General features: G+C 65.3%; 20 protein-coding genes. 14 read left to right on the forward strand and 6 right to left on the reverse strand.

Annotation, left to right across the window (positions count from 1 at the left end; genetic code table 11):
• Positions 1–2: 2 nt before the first annotated feature.
• From V8F63_RS14705 to V8F63_RS14715, 3 genes are read left to right on the forward strand one after another with little or no spacing between them, the layout of a single operon-like run.
• On the forward strand, positions 3–1079 hold the full coding sequence (locus tag V8F63_RS14705) for a parallel beta-helix domain-containing protein (RefSeq protein ID WP_392353862.1): 1077 nt from the start codon (positions 3–5) through the stop codon (positions 1077–1079).
• On the forward strand, positions 1076–1240 hold the full coding sequence (locus V8F63_RS14710) for a hypothetical protein (RefSeq protein WP_392353863.1): 165 nt from the start codon (positions 1076–1078) through the stop codon (positions 1238–1240). Before V8F63_RS14705 ends, V8F63_RS14710 begins: the two co-directional genes overlap by 4 nt.
• Before the next feature lie 8 nt (positions 1241–1248).
• Positions 1249–2394 carry an SO2930 family diheme c-type cytochrome gene (locus V8F63_RS14715; protein WP_392353864.1) on the forward strand — a complete coding sequence of 382 codons (1146 nt, stop codon included), beginning with the start codon at positions 1249–1251 and terminating at the stop codon, positions 2392–2394.
• Here V8F63_RS14715 and V8F63_RS14720 read toward each other — a convergent pair.
• Entirely contained in the window at positions 2391–2729 is a 339-nt protein-coding gene (locus V8F63_RS14720) for a hypothetical protein (RefSeq protein WP_392353865.1), read from the reverse strand. The two genes, V8F63_RS14715 and V8F63_RS14720, sit on opposite strands and share 4 nt — an antisense overlap.
• Positions 2730–2757: 28 nt before the next feature.
• Between V8F63_RS14720 and V8F63_RS14725 the strand changes: the two genes are divergently transcribed.
• Positions 2758–3810, forward strand: coding sequence for an aldehyde dehydrogenase family protein (locus V8F63_RS14725; RefSeq protein ID WP_392353866.1), 1053 nt, complete (start codon positions 2758–2760; stop codon positions 3808–3810).
• Between the two features lie 15 nt (positions 3811–3825).
• On the opposite strand, the gene V8F63_RS14730 is transcribed toward V8F63_RS14725, so the two are convergent.
• The gene (locus tag V8F63_RS14730) at positions 3826–4470 is read right to left on the reverse strand and encodes a TetR/AcrR family transcriptional regulator (protein WP_253121233.1); all 645 of its coding nucleotides are present in this window, start codon (positions 4468–4470) and stop codon (positions 3826–3828) included.
• An 81-nt stretch (positions 4471–4551) separates the two neighbouring features.
• Positions 4552–4899 carry a hypothetical protein gene (locus V8F63_RS14735; protein WP_392353867.1) on the reverse strand — a complete coding sequence of 116 codons (348 nt, stop codon included), beginning with the start codon at positions 4897–4899 and terminating at the stop codon, positions 4552–4554.
• Positions 4900–4970: 71 nt separating this feature from the next.
• On the opposite strand from V8F63_RS14735, the gene V8F63_RS14740 reads away from it, so the two are divergent.
• From V8F63_RS14740 to V8F63_RS14770, 7 genes are all read left to right on the forward strand, one after another.
• On the forward strand, positions 4971–5453 hold the full coding sequence (locus V8F63_RS14740) for a hypothetical protein (protein WP_392353868.1): 483 nt from the start codon (positions 4971–4973) through the stop codon (positions 5451–5453).
• Positions 5417–6739, forward strand: coding sequence for a TonB-dependent receptor (locus tag V8F63_RS14745; RefSeq protein WP_392353869.1), 1323 nt, complete (start codon positions 5417–5419; stop codon positions 6737–6739). Before V8F63_RS14740 ends, V8F63_RS14745 begins: the two co-directional genes overlap by 37 nt.
• Positions 6740–6794: 55 nt before the next feature.
• On the forward strand, positions 6795–7025 hold the full coding sequence (locus V8F63_RS14750) for a hypothetical protein (protein ID WP_392353870.1): 231 nt from the start codon (positions 6795–6797) through the stop codon (positions 7023–7025).
• Positions 7026–7366: 341 nt separating this feature from the next.
• Complete coding sequence (locus V8F63_RS14755) at positions 7367–8362, forward strand: TerC family protein (protein WP_134581201.1); 996 nt, start codon at positions 7367–7369, stop codon at positions 8360–8362.
• Between the two features lie 149 nt (positions 8363–8511).
• Positions 8512–8700: a DUF2256 domain-containing protein gene (locus tag V8F63_RS14760; RefSeq protein ID WP_134581202.1), complete on the forward strand. Its 189-nt coding sequence runs from the start codon at positions 8512–8514 to the stop codon at positions 8698–8700.
• Positions 8697–10016 (forward strand): cryptochrome/photolyase family protein, encoded by a 1320-nt coding sequence (locus V8F63_RS14765; protein ID WP_392353871.1) that lies wholly within the window; start codon positions 8697–8699, stop codon positions 10014–10016. The genes V8F63_RS14760 and V8F63_RS14765 overlap by 4 nt, the downstream gene beginning before the upstream one ends.
• Positions 10013–10276, forward strand: a complete 264-nt coding sequence (locus tag V8F63_RS14770) for a hypothetical protein (RefSeq protein WP_392353872.1) — start codon at positions 10013–10015, stop codon at positions 10274–10276. The genes V8F63_RS14765 and V8F63_RS14770 overlap by 4 nt, the downstream gene beginning before the upstream one ends.
• A gap of 63 nt (positions 10277–10339) precedes the next feature.
• Here V8F63_RS14770 and V8F63_RS14775 read toward each other — a convergent pair whose 3' ends face one another.
• Together V8F63_RS14775 and V8F63_RS14780 are read right to left on the reverse strand one after the other, a co-directional pair.
• Complete coding sequence (locus tag V8F63_RS14775; RefSeq protein ID WP_392353873.1) at positions 10340–10756, reverse strand: DUF3429 domain-containing protein; 417 nt, start codon at positions 10754–10756, stop codon at positions 10340–10342.
• A gap of 20 nt (positions 10757–10776) precedes the next feature.
• Positions 10777–11139 carry a thiol-disulfide oxidoreductase DCC family protein gene (locus V8F63_RS14780; RefSeq protein ID WP_025977511.1) on the reverse strand — a complete coding sequence of 121 codons (363 nt, stop codon included), beginning with the start codon at positions 11137–11139 and terminating at the stop codon, positions 10777–10779.
• Positions 11140–11664: 525 nt separating this feature from the next.
• Between V8F63_RS14780 and V8F63_RS14785 the strand changes: the two genes are divergently transcribed.
• A complete protein-coding gene (locus V8F63_RS14785) occupies positions 11665–13794 on the forward strand; it encodes a TonB-dependent receptor domain-containing protein (RefSeq protein WP_313632987.1) in 2130 nt (709 codons plus the stop codon).
• Between the two features lie 152 nt (positions 13795–13946).
• On the opposite strand, the gene V8F63_RS14790 is transcribed toward V8F63_RS14785, so the two are convergent.
• A complete protein-coding gene (locus tag V8F63_RS14790; protein WP_392353874.1) occupies positions 13947–15107 on the reverse strand; it encodes a class I SAM-dependent methyltransferase in 1161 nt (386 codons plus the stop codon).
• A 134-nt stretch (positions 15108–15241) separates the two neighbouring features.
• On the opposite strand from V8F63_RS14790, the gene V8F63_RS14795 reads away from it, so the two are divergent.
• Together V8F63_RS14795 and V8F63_RS14800 are read left to right on the forward strand one after the other, a co-directional pair.
• The gene (locus V8F63_RS14795) at positions 15242–16030 is read left to right on the forward strand and encodes a hypothetical protein (protein WP_392353875.1); all 789 of its coding nucleotides are present in this window, start codon (positions 15242–15244) and stop codon (positions 16028–16030) included.
• A 46-nt stretch (positions 16031–16076) separates the two neighbouring features.
• Positions 16077–16370, forward strand: coding sequence for a hypothetical protein (locus V8F63_RS14800; RefSeq protein WP_024354889.1), 294 nt, complete (start codon positions 16077–16079; stop codon positions 16368–16370).
• Positions 16371–16422: the final 52 nt, after the last annotated feature.

The following is a 16422-nucleotide window of genomic DNA, read 5'->3' on the forward strand; positions in this document are numbered from 1 at the left end:
TCATGAAAATGCGCATCTGGCTGCCGGTCGCGGCGATATTGTTTCTGAGCGCCTGCGGGTCGAAAACGGCCGAGAAGGGCACGGACCTCAGCAAGGCGAACACCACCTATCAGAACGAACTGATGGAGCTGTTGATGGACGCCAAGCCCGGCGCGGTGATCGAGATCCCCGCCGGCGTCTTCGCCATCGATACCGAGTTGAGCCTCGTGGTCGACGGCGTGACCATCCGAGGCCAGGGCATGGACAAGACCATCCTGAACTTCCGCAACCAGGCGGCCGGCGCCCAGGGGCTGCTGGTCACCGCCAGCAACTTCACCATCGAAAACCTGGCGATCGAGGACACCAAGGGCGACGCCATCAAGATCAACAAGGGCGAGAACATCATCGTGCGCAAGATCCGCACGGAATGGACTCAGGGCCCTAAGACGGAAAACGGCGCCTACGGCATCTATCCGGTTCAGACCAAGAATGTCCTGATCGAAGACAGCGTGGCGATCGGCGCCTCCGACGCCGGAATCTATGTCGGCCAGTCGCAGAATGTGGTGGTCCGCCGCAACCGCGCCGAGTTCAACGTGGCCGGCATCGAGATCGAGAACTGCATCGACGCCGACGTCTATGAAAACCTGGCGACCAACAACACCGGCGGCATTCTGGTCTTCAACATGCCCCAGCTTCAGCAGGCCGGCTATCGGACGCGAGTCTACAACAACCGCGCCATCGCCAACAACACGCGCAACTTCGGCCACGCCGGCACCCCGGTCGCCAGCGTGCCCGCAGGCACGGGCGTGATCGTCAACTCCAACGATCAGGTCGAGATCTTCGACAATGAGATCGCCGACAACAAGACGGCCAACATCATCATCTCCGCCCTGTTCTCCGCCGGCTATTCCGACAGCGCCATGAGCGCGGACTTCGATCCCTATCCCGAAGCCATCCTGATCAAGGACAACCGCTTCAGCGGCGGCGGCAATGCGCCGGACGGCATGGATTTCCAAGCCCTGCGCATCGCCAAATCGGCCCCACCGGCCGCTTCCCCGACATCCTGTGGGACGGCTATGTCAATCCGAAGAAGCTGGTGAACGGCCAGTTGCCCGCTGAACTGCGGATCTGCATCGACAACGGCGACGCCGGAATCCTGAACGTCGACGGGCCCAACAAATACGCCAAGCCCAACACCGACATCACGCCGCACCGCTGCACCCTGCCCCGGCTCAAGCCGGTCGTCCTGCCGCAAGCCTGACACGGCCCATGAAACCGCTTCGCCTGCTCTCGCTGGGCCTGCTGCTCCTGATCGGAGCAGCAGGCTGTTCCAAGCCTCCGGCCGCGGCCCAGCCTCTGGCGGAGCCGACCTATTTCGAGGCCGACAATCCCAAATCCCTTCGGGAATGGGGCATGGTTCAGACATCGGACGGCGCTCTCATCCTCGGCGCCCGGGTCACGCCGTATGACCTGACCACGCCGCTGTTCACCGACTATGCGCAAAAGCTGCGGACCATCTGGATGCCGCCGGGCGTTTCGGCCGATTACACGCCGGACGACGCGCTGTCCTTCCCGGTCGGCACGGTCATCACCAAGACCTTCTTCTACCCGACCGGCGCCAAGGGCCGCGTGCTGCGACAGGGGGACCCCAGGCAATTCCATGAAGGCGACGGCCTGAAGCTCAAGCAGGTTCGCATGATCGAAACCCGCCTGCTGATCCGCCGGCCCGAGGGCTGGACCGCCCTGACTTATCTCTGGAACGAGGCCCAGACCGACGCCGTCCTGCACCGCGTCGGCGCCGCGGTCCCCCTGACGATGACGGGCTCGGACGGCAAGGACGAAACCTTCTCCTACATCGTCCCCAATGCGACCCAGTGCTCGGCCTGCCATGCGACCAATGTCGCCACCCGCGAAATCCAGCCCATCGGCCCTAAGGCCCGTCTGCTCAACCGCGACTTCGCCTATTCGGACAGGACGGAAAACCAGCTGAGCCGCCTGACCGCCATGGGCTATCTGAAGGGCGTCGCCGATCCTGGCCAGGCGCCGCTTCAGGTGTCCTGGACAGACGCCGCCGCATCGACCGAGGCCCGCGCCAGGGCCTATCTCGACGTCAACTGCGGCCATTGCCACAACCCCAAGGGAGCCGCCGCCACCTCGGGGCTCTATCTGGATGCGCCCTCGCCGCTGTCCGGGTCTGCAGGCCTGTGCAAACCGCCCGTCGCGGCGGGCGCTGGCACGGGGAACCTGCGGTTCGACATCGTGCCGGGCAAGGCGGATGAATCCATCATGGCCTACCGCATGGACTCGACCCATCCGGCCGTCATGATGCCCGAGATCGGCCGCTCGACCCGCCATGACGAGGGCGTCGCCCTGATCCGGTCCTGGATCGATTCACTGGAGGGATCATGTCGTTAGACGCGGCCCAGACCCCTGTGCACCAGACCCCTGCCGCTCAGACCCCTGACCCTCAGATCCCCGCGATCCTGGATCGGCTGCGCGCCGCCTTCGACAGCGGCCTGACGCGCGACCTGGCCTGGCGTCGGGCCCAGCTCGCCGCCCTCGAACGGATGATGGTCGAGAACGAAGCGGAGATCGCTTCTGCGCTGAAGGCGGATCTGGGCAAGCCGTTCGCCGAGGCCTGTACGGCCGAGATCGACCTGGTCTCCAGCGAGGCGGCCCTCGCGCGCAAGCATCTGGGCCGATGGAGCCGCCCCCAGCGGACCCGCACCCCTGGCGATCCAACCCGGCAAGAGCTTTATCGAGCCGGCGCCCTACGGCGTGACCCTGATCATCGGGGCGTGGAACTATCCCTTCCAGCTGGTGCTGGCCCCTCTGGTCGGGGCCATCGCGGCGGGCAACTGCGCGGTCATCAAGCCCTCGGACATGGCGGTCCAGTCCTCCATCCTGCTGAAGCGCCTGGTGGAACGCTATCTGGACCCCCGCGCCTTCGCCCTGGTCGAGGGCGACGCCGCGGTCTCGACAGCCCTGTTGGACCAGCGTTTCGACCTGATCTTCTATACCGGCGGCGAACGGGTCGGTCGGATCGTCATGGCGGCCGCCGCCCGCCATCTGACCCCGGTCGTGCTGGAGTTGGGCGGTCAGAACCCCTGCATCGTCGATGAAACCGCCGACCTCGCCGTGGCCGCCCGGCGCATCGTCTGGGGCCGGTTCCTGAACGCCGGCCAGATCTGCGTGGCGCCGGATCACGTCTATGTCGCCGCCTCCGTCGAGGCTCGTTTGCTGGAGGAGCTGAAGCGCGCGGTCACGGCCATGTTCGGCCCCGATCCACGGCAAAGCGCGGACTACGGCCGCATCATCAACGCGCATCACGCCGCGCGCCTGCAGAGCCTGCTGGCCGACGGCCGCGCCGTCACGGGCGGCCAGGCCGATGTCGACGCCTGCTATGTCGCGCCCACCATCCTGACGGATGTCGCGGCCGATGCGCCGGTTCTGGCCGAGGAGATCTTCGGTCCGATCCTGCCGGTCCTGCCCTATCAGACGCTGGACGAACCCCTGGCGGCGATCAACGCCCGCGCGCCTGCCCTGGCGCTCTACGCCTTCACCCGGAACAAGGCGACGGCTGACCGGATCATCGCCGCCACGCGATCCGGCTCGGCCACCATCAACGATGCTGTGATCTTCATGGCCAATCCGAACCTGCCGTTCGGGGGCGTGGGGGCCAGCGGCATGGGCGCCTACCACGGACGCTACAGTTTCGAGGCCTTCAGCCATCGGCGCGCCGTGCTGAAACGCGGCTTCGCCCTGGACGCCAGCATCCGCTATCCGCCCTTCACCCCGGGCAAGCTGGCGCTTTTCCGACGCATGGCCTGAGCCGTCTGCGCCCGATCAGTCCTGCAGATAGGCTGACAGATAACGCTCCAGCGCCACGGTCGCCTCCGCGAACAGACGGTCGGTCCATTCCGACTGGGCCTCGCCGCTGGTCAGAGTTTCAAACGAGGTGAAAATCTCAGTGGCCATGCGGGCGACGGCCAGGGGCGCGTCGCCCTGGAAGCCGTCCAGCCCCTGCTCCCACCGCGCCGCCAGATAGGCCGCGATCTGGGCATTGGCCTGTTCCTTGACGATCCGCAGTTCGCGCGTCGTCAGCATCAGATGGAACAGGGGGCGATAGGCGGGGTCCTCGTCCAGCATCTTGCGCAGGGTCCGCATCACCTGCAGATGGCGCTCGCGCCATGACGTGAACTCGGGGTTCTCCATGATCTCCGCAATGCGGGCGTGCAGCTGCGCCACCAGGGTCTCGAACAGTTCCTTGTAGATGGCGAAGACGTTCGGGAAGTAGCGATAGATCGAGCTGACCGGCACATTGGCTTCAGCCGCGATGGCGCTGGTGGTGATCGTATCGACGGAGGTCGAGGCCAGGAGCTTCTCGGTCGCCGCCAGCACCCGGGTGATTCTATCGCGCGCACGTTGCTGCATCGGCGCGGCGCGGCGTTCCAGCGTGGTGATGATTTCTTGCGACGCGCGCGAGGTCACTGCCGCCCTCCATTCCAGTCTGCAGGCCGTCTAACATGACTTGACGCCTTTCCATACGCCGCATCGAGCCACAGCCCCTTGTCAAACGGAATAATATTCTGTTTCTTGAAGTTTGAGAAACGGGGCTTTGGGAGGGGCTGCGATGATCAAGATGGAACACTGTCGCAAGGCGACGCTGGCGGGGAGCGTGGCGCTGGCCGCCATGGCCGCGCCGGGTCTGGCGACGGCGCAGGAGGCCACGACCCTCGATGACGTCGTCGTCACCGCGCAACGGCGCGAACAGAGCCTGCAGGAAGTCCCGATCACGGTCAGCGTCGTCACGGCCAAGACGCTGGAATCGCTGGCGGCGGACGACATGGGCGACATCTCCGCCTTCGTGCCGGGGCTCTCGGTGTCGAACACCAGTCCGACCCAGGCCAAGTACAGCATTCGCGGGGTCTCGACGTCGGACTTCGGCGTCGGCACGGACCCGGCGGTGGGCGTCTATGTCGACGGCGTCTATGCGGCGCGCTCGGGCCGGCCTGCTGGCGTTCAGCGACGTGGCCCGGATCGAGGTGCTGAAAGGGCCGCAAGGCACCCTGTTCGGCCGCAACAGCGCCGCCGGCGCCGTATCCATCACCACCAACAAGCCCAGCGACGAATTCGAAGCCCGCCTCGGCGTCCGGCTGGGCGAATACGACAAGCGCCGCTTCGAGGGTCTGGTCAACCTGCCGATCAACGACGCCCTGGCCCTGCGGGTCAACGCCCTGGTGAACCGCCGCGACGGCTGGCTCATCGATGAGGCCAGCGGCCAGGACTATGACCGCGAGGACAACTGGGCCGCGCGTGCAGCCCTGCGCTGGGATGTCGGTCCCCAGACGCAGATGATCCTCAGCTGGACCCATGACGAGATCGATCAGGACGCCCGCCCGGCGATCGGCGTCGCCCCCTGCCCGCCGCACCGGGTTTGCCGCCCTTTCCGTCGAATCCTGCGGACTATCTGAACCCGTTCAAGGCCGGAATCCGCAATGACGTCATCGACAACCACGAGACGCGTCGCCTGGACGAGGGCACGCTGACGATCACCCACGCCTTCGGCGACATCGACTTCACCTCCCTGACCTCGGCTCGCCGCTTCAGCACCGAGAACCGCGAGGACGAGGACGGCACCAACCGGCCGGATCTGTATTTCGACACCAACAACCGCGAAAAGAACCGGTCCTGGTACCAGGAATTCCGTTTCGCCGGCGAACACGGCGCGTTCAACTGGATCGCCGGCGCCAGCTACTACAGCGAACACGCCGAACAGCGCAGCGACACCTACGCCACCACCGACAGCATCAACACCATCCTGACCAATGCGGCCGGACAGCCGTTGTTCTCGCTGGCCGACATGATCCTGGGCATGGCCGGAATCCCCGCCAGCACGCTGGGCCACAGCTGGCAGGAGGACATGATCAACGAGGGCGATTTCGATGCGACCGCCGTGTTCGCCGACGTCATCTGGGCCGCCAACGACCGCCTGAACCTGACGTTCGGCCTGCGCTATACCCGCGACAAGAAGACGTTCCAGTGGCTGAACGGCCCGCGCGTCGCGCCCGGACTGGACGCCGTGCTCAACGACCCCACGGTCAACTTCGTGCTGGATACCTACATGGGGCCGGCGCTGGGCTATCTGTATTCCGACTTCGTCTTCGACCTGTCAGGCCTGGCGGGGGTTCAGTGCGACAACGGCGTCACGGTCCAGGAAGGCGTGGCCTGCAAGCTGTCCGACTCCTGGTCCGACCTCAGCCCGCGCTTCGTCGCGGACTATCACCTGACCGACAACGCCATGGTCTTCTTCTCCTACGCCAAGGGCTACAAGGCCGGGGGCTTCAACAGCGTCGAGGTCGCCTCGCGCTTCGACAATGAAGACGTGCAGAATTTCGAGATCGGGCTGAAGAGCAGCCTGGGCCCCAACGCCCGCTTCAACATCTCGGCCTTCCAGTATGACTACGACGGCAAGCAGTCGATCCGGCTGGTCACACCGGCGGGGTCCAATGTGCCGCAGTATCTGGTCGAGACCAGCGACGACACCGCCTGGGGCCTCGACATGCAACTGGACGTGCAGCCTCTGGACGGCCTGAACCTGTTCGCCAACGCCCAGTACATCGACGCCACCTACAAGCGAAAGATGACCGACGACGGCGATCTGGCCGGCCAGCCGACGGGCGAACCGCTATGGTCAGCGGCGGCGGGCGCTCCTATCGGCGCGACCTCGGCGGCGCCGGCTCGCTCGACATGCAGCTGATCCACGCCTATCGCGGCGAAGGTCGCTGCAACAAGACGTCCACGGGTCAGGGTTCTTGCCTTCAGACCCCTGGTTCGATCCCTCCGAGGCGCAGAACCGAACGGATGTTCGTCTCTACTGGCGCAATGCGGACGAGCGCTATCAGGTCGGTTTCTACGTCAACAACCTGTTCGACAACCAGTATGTGACCGGCGTGAACAACATCACCGCCACCACCTTGGGCACGCCGTTCGTGAACATCACCGAACCCAGAATGTGGGGCGTCGACCTGACCTACACTTACTGAGGGGTTCCGCCTGGGACGGCGCAAAGGCGGTCCCAGGCGCCTCGCTTGGCTGGCAGAACGCCCGGCGCGGAACAGGCCAGATCGGCGCTTGGCCGCTCTCGCTCGGGGCGCCGCCGCCCAGTCCGTCTATCCTGCACTAGGCTCGGCCGCCCCGCATCGGTTTCGGCTTGCCGGGAAAGTTCGGGCCCGGTAAATTATGGATCAGCGGACCGGGCCCCTCTGACGTCTGATGGCAGACGTGATGTCGGACCGCATCGAGTGATCTCGGTGCGCGACTACCCCTTTCTGGTCGATCCCCCAAATTGCGCGCCGGGGTCGCTCCTTGAACAAGGGGTGTCCTTATGGACCTGATGACTTTCTTCCTGACCGAATGGCTGGGCAAGCCGGCCTGGATGTGGCTGGCGTTCATGGGCGTGGTCGTGGCGCTGCTGGTGCTGGACCTGGGCGTCCTTCACCGCGACCAGCACGAGATCGGCGTGCGTGAGAGCCTCTTGCTCTCCAGCATGTACATCGCCGTCGCGCTCCTTTTCGGCGGCTGGGTCTGGCGGGAGCTGGGCAGCCAGTCGGGCATGGAATACCTGACAGGCTTCGCGATCGAGAAGTCGCTGGCGATGGACAACGTCTTCGTCATCGCCATGATCTTCGGCTACTTCGCTATTCCGAGGGCGCTGCAGCACCGAGTGCTTTTCTGGGGCATCCTGGGCGTCATCGTGCTCAGGGCCATCATGATCGGCGCGGGCGCGGCCCTGGTCAGCCAGTACGGCTGGGTGCTCTACATCTTCGCCGCCTTCCTGATCTTCACCGGCATCAAGATGTTTTTCGCCGGCGACGGACATGCCGACGTGGGCGCCAATCCGCTGGTGAAGTGGATGCGCGGGCATCTCAGAATCACCGACCAGCTGCACGGCCAGAGGTTCTTCGTGCGGGAGCCCCACCCGAAGACCGGACGCCCGGCCCTCTGGGCCACGCCGCTTTTCCTGGCGCTGGTGATGATCGAGATCGCGGACGTGATCTTCGCTGTGGACTCGGTGCCGGCGATTTTCGCCATCACCACTGACCCCTACATCGTCTACACCTCGAACATCTTCGCCATCCTGGGGCTCCGGGCGCTCTATTTCGCGCTCGCCGCCATCATCCACCGCTTCGCCTATCTCAAGCAGGCGCTGGCCGTGCTGCTGGTGTTCATAGGCGGCAAGGTTTTTGTGGCCGACCTCTTGGGCTGGGAGAAGTTTCCTGCGGAATGGTCGCTGGCCATCACGGCCTTCATCTTGGCCGCCGGGGTGTTGTGGTCGCTCTGGAAGACGCGGGGCCGGTCCTCTGAGGCCTCCTCCTCGTGACGAGAAAGGGCCCCTCGACAGGCCCCAAAGCCGCCCCTTCCCCGACAGTCCGCTGAATGGAGGCGGCTAGACCTGATCCAACCGAGGGCTGGAGCGTAATAAAGCCCGACTGAGGCGGGACCCCTCTTGCAGGGCGGAAGGTGACTTGGATGCGGCGAGTTCAGAAGAAGGACCTGCCTTCCAAGACCTGTCCCGTCTGCGCCCGGCCCTTCGCGTGGCGCAAGAAATGGCAAAGAGACTGGCCGAACGTGATCTACTGCAGCGCGCGTTGCGCCTCCCGAAAGACGCCCGTCGATGATGCGGGCAAGCCTGTCCGTCCTTCGTCGATGCCGTCATGACGCGGGTGGATGACGCGAGGATCCTGCGGCTGGTGCTCGGCGATCAGCTTTCAGACAGCCTGGCCGGCCTGACTGATCTGGAGGCGGCGCGCGACGTCGTGCTGATAGCGGAGGTGCGGGACGAGGCGACCTATGTGCGTCATCACAAGCAGAAGATCGCGCTGACCTTCGCCGCCATGCGCGCGCACGCGAACCGGCTGACGGCGCGAGGCGTGACGGTTCGCTATGTCCGCATCGACGCCCCCGACAACACGCATTCCATCATAGGCGAACTGCATCGCGCCCTTACGCACGACACCTATGCCCGCGTCGTGATCACCGAGCCCGGCGAAGTCAGGCTGGCCGAAGCCTTCGCGGCCTTCGCCGCGACCGCCGGCCTGCCGGTCGAGATCCGCGAGGACCGGCGCTTCATCTGTTCCCATGCTCGTTTTCGACGCTGGGCCGCCGACAAGCGCGAACTCAGAATGGAGTATTTCTATCGCGAGATGCGCCGCGAGACGGGCCTGCTGATGGAGGGCGCCGATCCCGAAGGCGGTCGCTGGAACTACGACGCCGAGAACCGCAAGAAGCTGACCAGGGGACTGCGCCCGCCCCCTCGGCTGCGCACCGCCCCCTCGGCCACGACGAAGGGCGCGATCGCCGACGTCGCGCGCCTGTTTCCCGACCATTTCGGCGATCTGGACGATTTCGGATGGCCGACCACGGTCGAAGAGGCCGAGGCCGCGCTGGAGACCTTTCTGGCGCGCATCCTGCCCGCCTTCGGCGACTGGCAGGACGCCATGGCGCACGGCGAGCCCTGGATGTGGCACGGCCTGGTCTCGACGGCGATCAACATGGGCCTGCTGGACCCGCTGGACGTCTGCCGACGAGCCGAAGCCGTCTATCGGGCCGGCGCCGCGCCCCTGAACGCGGTCGAGGGCTTCATCCGCCAGATCCTGGGGTGGCGAGAGTTCGTGCGCGGCGTTTATTGGCTGAAAACGCCCGAGTACGGGCGCATGAACTTTCTGGACGCGGACCGCACCCTGCCCTGGTTCTTCTGGTCAGGCGAGACGGACATGGCCTGCGTCGCCGACGTGGTGTCCGCCACCCGCGCCAACGCCTACGCCCACCATATCCAGCGCCTGATGATCACCGGCAATCTGGCCATGATGCTGGGGGTTCATCCCGACGCCGTCGATGACTGGTACATGACCGTCTATGCCGACGCCTATGAGTGGGTCGAGATGCCGAACACGCGGGGCATGGCGACCTTTGCGGACGGGGGATCGTCGGCTCCAAGCCCTACGCGGCGTCCGGCGCCTATATCCAGCGCATGAGCGACTACTGCGGCGGCTGTCGCTATGACGTGAAGGGCAAGAGCGGCGATGGCGCCTGTCCGTTCAACCGTCTCTACTGGGGCTTCCTGGAACGCAATCGCCCGCGCCTTCGCCACAACGCCCGCCTGGCCATGCCCTATCGCACGCTGGACGGCTTTGGAGAGGCGAAACGCGCCGCCTTGCTGGCAGAGGCGGAAGCCGCGCGGCTGGCTCTCGGCGCTGCGCCGATCAGCGGCGCGGACGAAGGCTTAGGCCGGTGAAGGTCGGCGCGGCGCTCGGCGACGATGCGGCTCAGATCCTGGGGAAGACCCGCGATCTCGGCGTCAAAGTCTAGCGGTCAGGAGCACGGCGGACGCCGCGATCAGGCAAACGCAGACTGCCAAAGTGAGCCATACACGGATCCGACCATACCATTGCGGAAGGTCGCCACGCCGGACGCGTCTCAGATCATAGGCCAGCAGGAGGCAGAAACCGGCGGCGAGCCCGACCAGACCGATCGTCGTCGGGGCGAACCCCATGGCAAAGGCCCACAGCGCGGGCAGGACGCTGACGACATAAGGCGGCGCCTCATCTTCATTTCTCAACGTCGCGACGCCCCAGTGGACGCCGCCCATGAAGGACAGAATAATCGCCCCGTACAGCCGCAGGGCGCCCGCGACCTGTTCAGAATCGCCCAGCCCAAACGCCAGAGCCCCCACAAGGCCGGCAAAGGGCAGAACGCCGGACCAGCCCAGGATCATCGCTGAGCGCGGGGCCTGCATTATACCCCCTCGCCTTCGCGTTCCAGGCGGCGAACGACCCTCTGCAGGCGAGGGCGAAGGCGCAGGAAGCCTCGGTAGGCCCACTCCAGAACTGCGGCGACAGGTCGGATTGTCGCCAGTCGGCCGAGCCAGTTCAAAGCCGGAAGCTCGCGCCAGACGGCGGCGAAGGCTGCGGCTCCGCTAACGGTCTGACCGTCGGTCCCGCGCACATGAAACTGACGGAGCAGCGCGTCGCGGTCCATATCCCCCACATCGTGCCGCGTCACGTCGAGGAAGGACAGACGCCTGTGACGGTCCAGCCGCCGCATCACCCTGATTTCCCGAGAGCAGAGCGGGCACCCGCCGTCGTAGTAGACGATCATCCCGGAATCCGCCGGCTCTGCCTGATGAGGTAAGCGCTTCACGACAGTCGGAACTCCAAACCGCACCCGCGCACAATACGCCCCATCCCGACCTCTGGATCAGCCGCGCTGGCGTCACGCGCTTAACCTCGAAAGGACCTGCTGGAGAGAAAGGCGGTCAGGCCCGCCGGTTGGCGCGAGGCGACCGGTAACCTGCAGTCTGCCTAGGAGTTAGGCGAAAGTCGGGAGCGTCACGCTCTGGGCGTCGAGCAGACCACTGTGCGCTATCCGGGGGCGGCCCGCACGACAGCGCCTTGCGCGCACGGCCCAGCCATGACGAGTGCATTTGAATACCTCTAAATTCTAGGGCAGCCCTGGGACGACCGAACGGCACGGCTCGTCGCGTGCGTTTGTCAGGTTTTCATGTGGACTGATTGACAGAAAGCTCAGGTTATGTCGACATCGCACGTATTCATAAAGATACATGCTCGGCCAAGAGGGCATGACAGGGGAGCCACCGTGAAACATTGTACCCACGCCTTAGCCATGACTGCCGTCGCGGCCGGCTTCAGCGTCCTGGCCAGCGTCGCCGCAGCCCAAGAAACCGCCCAGGTCGATGACATCATAGTCACCGCACGCAAGACCAGCGAGCGTCTGCAAGAGGTCCCGCTGGCCATTACCGCCCTGAACGCCGAGGAAATGCAGCGTCGCGGCATTCGAGACGTTACGGATCTGTCCTCGATCGCGCCGGGTCTGAACATCGAGAAAGACCAGGGCCGCCGCTTCGAGCGCCCGGTCATTCGCGGCCAGGCCAACGTCTTCGGCGCGCCCAACGCCGCCTCCTTCATCGACGGCGTCTATATCCCGGACAGCTTGTTCGCCACCGAAATGGCCTTCGTCGATCAGGTCGAGGTGATCAAGGGACCGCAGTCGGCCCTGTACGGCCGCCAGACCTTCTCGGGCGCGATCAGCTACACGACACGCAAGCCGTCGCAGGACGTCGAGGCCCTGATCCGCGCCACCGCGGCCGAGCATGACGAATACAACTTCCTGATGGGCCTCAGCGGGCCGCTGGTGAAGGACGTGCTGTCGGCCCAGGCGTCCGTCAACTACTACACCTATGGCGGCGAGTACCGGAACAACGCGCCCGGCACGCCCAGCGACGGCAAGACCATCGGTCAGGAAAAGACCGTCGGCGGCACCCTGGCGCTGATGTACACGCCGACGTCGGAACTGAGCTTCATCCTGCGCGGCTCGTACGCCCATAACAACGACGGCCACGAGCCGATGGCGATCCAACGCTCGAGCGCCAACAACTGCTATCTGAACACGCGCACCCAGTATTATTGCGGCGCCATCAACGTCACGCCCGACATGATCGGCCTGAATCTGGATGAAATCGGCGGCGGCGGCGTGGAACGCAAGACCGGCCGTCTGAGCCTGACCGCCGAATACGATCACGGCGGCTACACCCTGACCTCGATCAGCGCCTATAACGATTCCGAAGAGCATCGAAAGGCCGACCTTGATTACCTGCCCCAGCGTCTGCTGGGCGGTTCGCTGCATGTCGACGACCGGGTGAACATCAAGGGCTTCAGCCAGGAGTTCCGCATCGCCTCGCCGCGCGGCGAACGCCTGCACTGGATGGCCGGGGCCTATTATTTCAACAGCGACCGCTGGGACGGGCGTTATCGCTATGTCTCACGCGCCCTGCAGGACAACGGCACGATCGAAACGGAAAACCTGGCCGCCTTCGGCCTGGTCGGCTTCGACTTCACCGACAAGCTGTCGGGCACGGCCGAAGTGCGGGTCGCCGAAGAAAAGCTCCACCTGACCGGCGGCGATTCCAACTTCGATTACGAAGCGACCTATCGCTCGACCAACCCGCGTTTCACCATGTCGTACAAGGCCACTGACGACCTGATGTTTTATGGCCTGGTGGCGCGCGGCAACAAGCCGGGCGGCTTCAACACCGACGTGCGCCTGAGCCCCGCGGATCGCTCCTACGGCGAAGAGACCGCCTGGAACTATGAACTGGGCTTCAAGAGCGATCTGTTCGATCGCCGCGTCCGCCTGAACGTCGCCGGCTACTATATCGACTGGTCGAACCAGCAGATGACCCAGGTGGCCAATCTGTCCTCGACCGAGACCGTCTCCTTCATCCGCAACGTCGGCGAGGTCGAGGTCAAGGGCGTCGAAGTCGAGGCCCAGGCCAAGATCACCTCCGACTGGTCCGTGCGCGGCACCTTCGCCTATGCGGATTCCGAATACACCAATGCGTTCGACCCGGACTTCGCCACCCTGACCGGCGGCGACGGCGACGTCAGCGGCAAGGCGATCCCCAACGCGCCCAAGATCCAGTACTCCCTGGGCAGCAACTACGCCTGGTACGTCGGCGAGAACCGCTTCTTCGTCGACGGCACCTATTCCTTCCGCTCCAAGAAATATGATCAGGTCGCCAACCTGGCCTGGGTGGACGGCCGCGACACCGCCAACGTGCAGCTGGGGTGGGAGCGCGGCCCGCACCGGGTGATCCTGTTCGGCCGCAACATCTTCGACAACATCGATCCTGTCGGCATCGTCCGCTATTCGGACTTCACCACCAACCGTCGCGGCTTTGTGGGCTCCCTGCCGCGCGGCCGTCAGATCGGCCTGACTTACGAAGCCAACTTCTGACCTGCCTCCCGGAAGCTGGTTGGGCCCGCAGTTCACGCTGCGGGCCCTTTTTCTTTGAGGCCCCGGCCTCGGGCAGCTTCTGGCCGGTAATGCAAAAGGCCCCGGACGGCGATGCGTCCGGGGCCTTTTTCATCATTTGATCGCCGGGTCGATCAGCGGGTGAGAGCCGTGCCGCGACGTCCCTCAGCGTCGGGCTTCTCGCCCAGCACGATATACCAGGCGCGCGGGCCGTCCCGCATCCGCACCGTCGTCTCCAGCACTTCGTCAGCCGGGAAACCCGCTTCGAGCATGACGTCCGGCGCCTGTGTCGCCAGGAACTCGTCCCAGAAGGGTTCGTCGTTGTTCTTGGTCTGCCAGGCGAAGATGAACTTCTCGAAGGCGCTGAAATCGGCGCCCTTCATCGGCACGTCCTGGTGCACGACCACGCCGCCGGGACGCAGCACACGGCGCGCCTCGCTGAAAATGCGGCCGAGCGAAGAGCGCGAGACCTCGTGCATCATGTTGTGCGACACGACCAGATCAAAGCTTTCGTCCTCGAACGGCATGGCGCCCGCATCCATCTGACGGAAGTGCGCCTTCAATCCCATCGCCTCGGCCCGGATATGGGCGTAGCGCAGCAGACCCGGCGCCACGTCGACGCCGTAAACCTCGGCCTCGGGAAAGGCCGCCGCATAGCCGACCGTGGCGCCTCCCGAAGAACAGGCCAGATCCAGAATGCGACGCGGCTTGAAGCCGGGATAACGCTCAGCCAGGAATTCAATGACGGCCGCAGATTTGGAGTCGCGCGTGCCGATGCCGACGCCCAGCGAATAGGCGTTTCCGCCGCTTTCATAGAAGGCCCCGGCCGTGAAGTCGTCGGCTGAACCCTCGCCCAGCATATAGCCGCCGGGCTGGCCGTGGATGTGGCCGGCATAGGCGTCGGCCGGAGCCGCAAAGTCGGGGCTGGTTTCGCAGCTGCCGCCCGCCGGCGCCTGGGCCAGACTGACGGCGACCTCCTTCATGCGCGGCAGTTCGCGATGAATGGTCTCTCCCACCGAGTTCCACATGACGTCCTGAGCGCTGCGGCTGAAGGCGCTCCAGATCTGGTAGAAGGGATCACGGACCATGGCCGCCGTGATGTCCTCGACGGTTTCGGGCGCCCTGCCCGAGGCGGCCTTGAAGGCGGGCCCAGCGCGGGCGTCCAGGGCGACCTTGTTGGCGTCCTCATAGCGGCGCAGCCGGTTTTTCAACTGCACGATGTACTGGGTGCGCGCCGCCTCGTCGTGAAGCGGCCGCGCCAGAAGTTCATGGGTGGCCGTACGGTCGATGATCATGCGCTCTCCTCCATGTTCGACTGGCGTTCAGTCTTTCATGATGTATTATCTCAAATACCTCTTATGCGGAAGTCTCTTCGTCGGATCGGACCATGCCTTCAATCTCGCCGCCCCCTGGTCACGCTGCATCCGGTGTGGAGCACGATCGGCCCGATCTGGGCGCGCGCGGCGTGGTGGCCCTGCTGACCCCGGCCGAAAACCCGACCGCCGAGCCCGAGCTGTCGCTGCTGATGCCGCCGGACGTGAACCTGCTGACAGCGCGCATGTATGCGCCCGCTTCCGAGATGAGCGCCAGACTGAGGGCCTATGAGACGCGGCTTGAGGAATGGCTGGCCCCTTTCGGCGACGCGCCTCTGGACGCCGTTGCGTTCGCCTGCACCGGCTCGACCTATCTGCTGGGCCCTTCGCGGCGTCGGCCGGAAGCGCTGGAGCGTCGCCACGGGCCCTGTCCTGTCGTCTGCGCCGCCGATGCGCTGAAGGATGGCCTGCAATCGCTGAGAGCGCAGCGCATCACCCTGGTCAGCCCTTACCCTTCTGCCTTGACCGAGGCCGCTCAGGACCACTGGCGCGCGGCGGGATATGATGTGGCCGCTGTCATCCAGTCGCCCCTCGCGCATGGCGCGGCCCACCCGATCTACGGCCAGACGGCCGCCACCCTGCTGACAGGGCTGCGCCAAGGCCTGAAGGCGGGCGTCGCCGACGCCGTGATCGTCATGGGAACGGGCGCGCCAAGCCTGGCCGCCCTGGCCGTTGCCAGCGAGGAAACGGATATCCCGATCCTGTCCTCCAACCTGGCCACAGCCTGGTCGGTCGCGCGTCATTTGGGACTGGAAGAGCGGCCGCTGATCACGGAATGGCTGGCGCCGACGCTGCCTGGCGCGAACGGTTATGGAGCCGTTTCCCCGCCGTTCACGCCCGGCTGAAGATCGCCTGACGCCCTATTCTGATTTCGTTTCGAGGAGTTTCCCGATGTCCACGCCCAAGCCGCCCCGCCCGACCTTCTTCGAAGACACCGCCAATGACCGGCTGACCGCCATCATCACCGCCCTGGTGACTGAGGTGGCCGGGTTGAGCGACCGGGTGGCGACGCTGGAAAACCTGCTGGCCGCCCAGGGCGTTCTGTCGCCAGACGCCGTCGATCATCATGTCCTGACCGAGCAGGAACAGGCCGCGCGCCGCGCGCGCCACGCGGCGCTGACCGACCGTGTGTTCTACGTACTTCAGGAAGAGGTCGACGCCCTCAAGGGACAGTTAGGCGCCTGATGCGAAAACGGGCCGGGACGCCTTCGCATCCCGGCCCGTCGCCCGCGCCCCC

Origin of the sequence: Brevundimonas sp. LF-1, from assembly GCF_037055305.1 — a bacterium.
In the GTDB taxonomy this organism is placed as follows: Bacteria; Pseudomonadota; Alphaproteobacteria; order Caulobacterales; family Caulobacteraceae; genus Brevundimonas; species Brevundimonas sanguinis.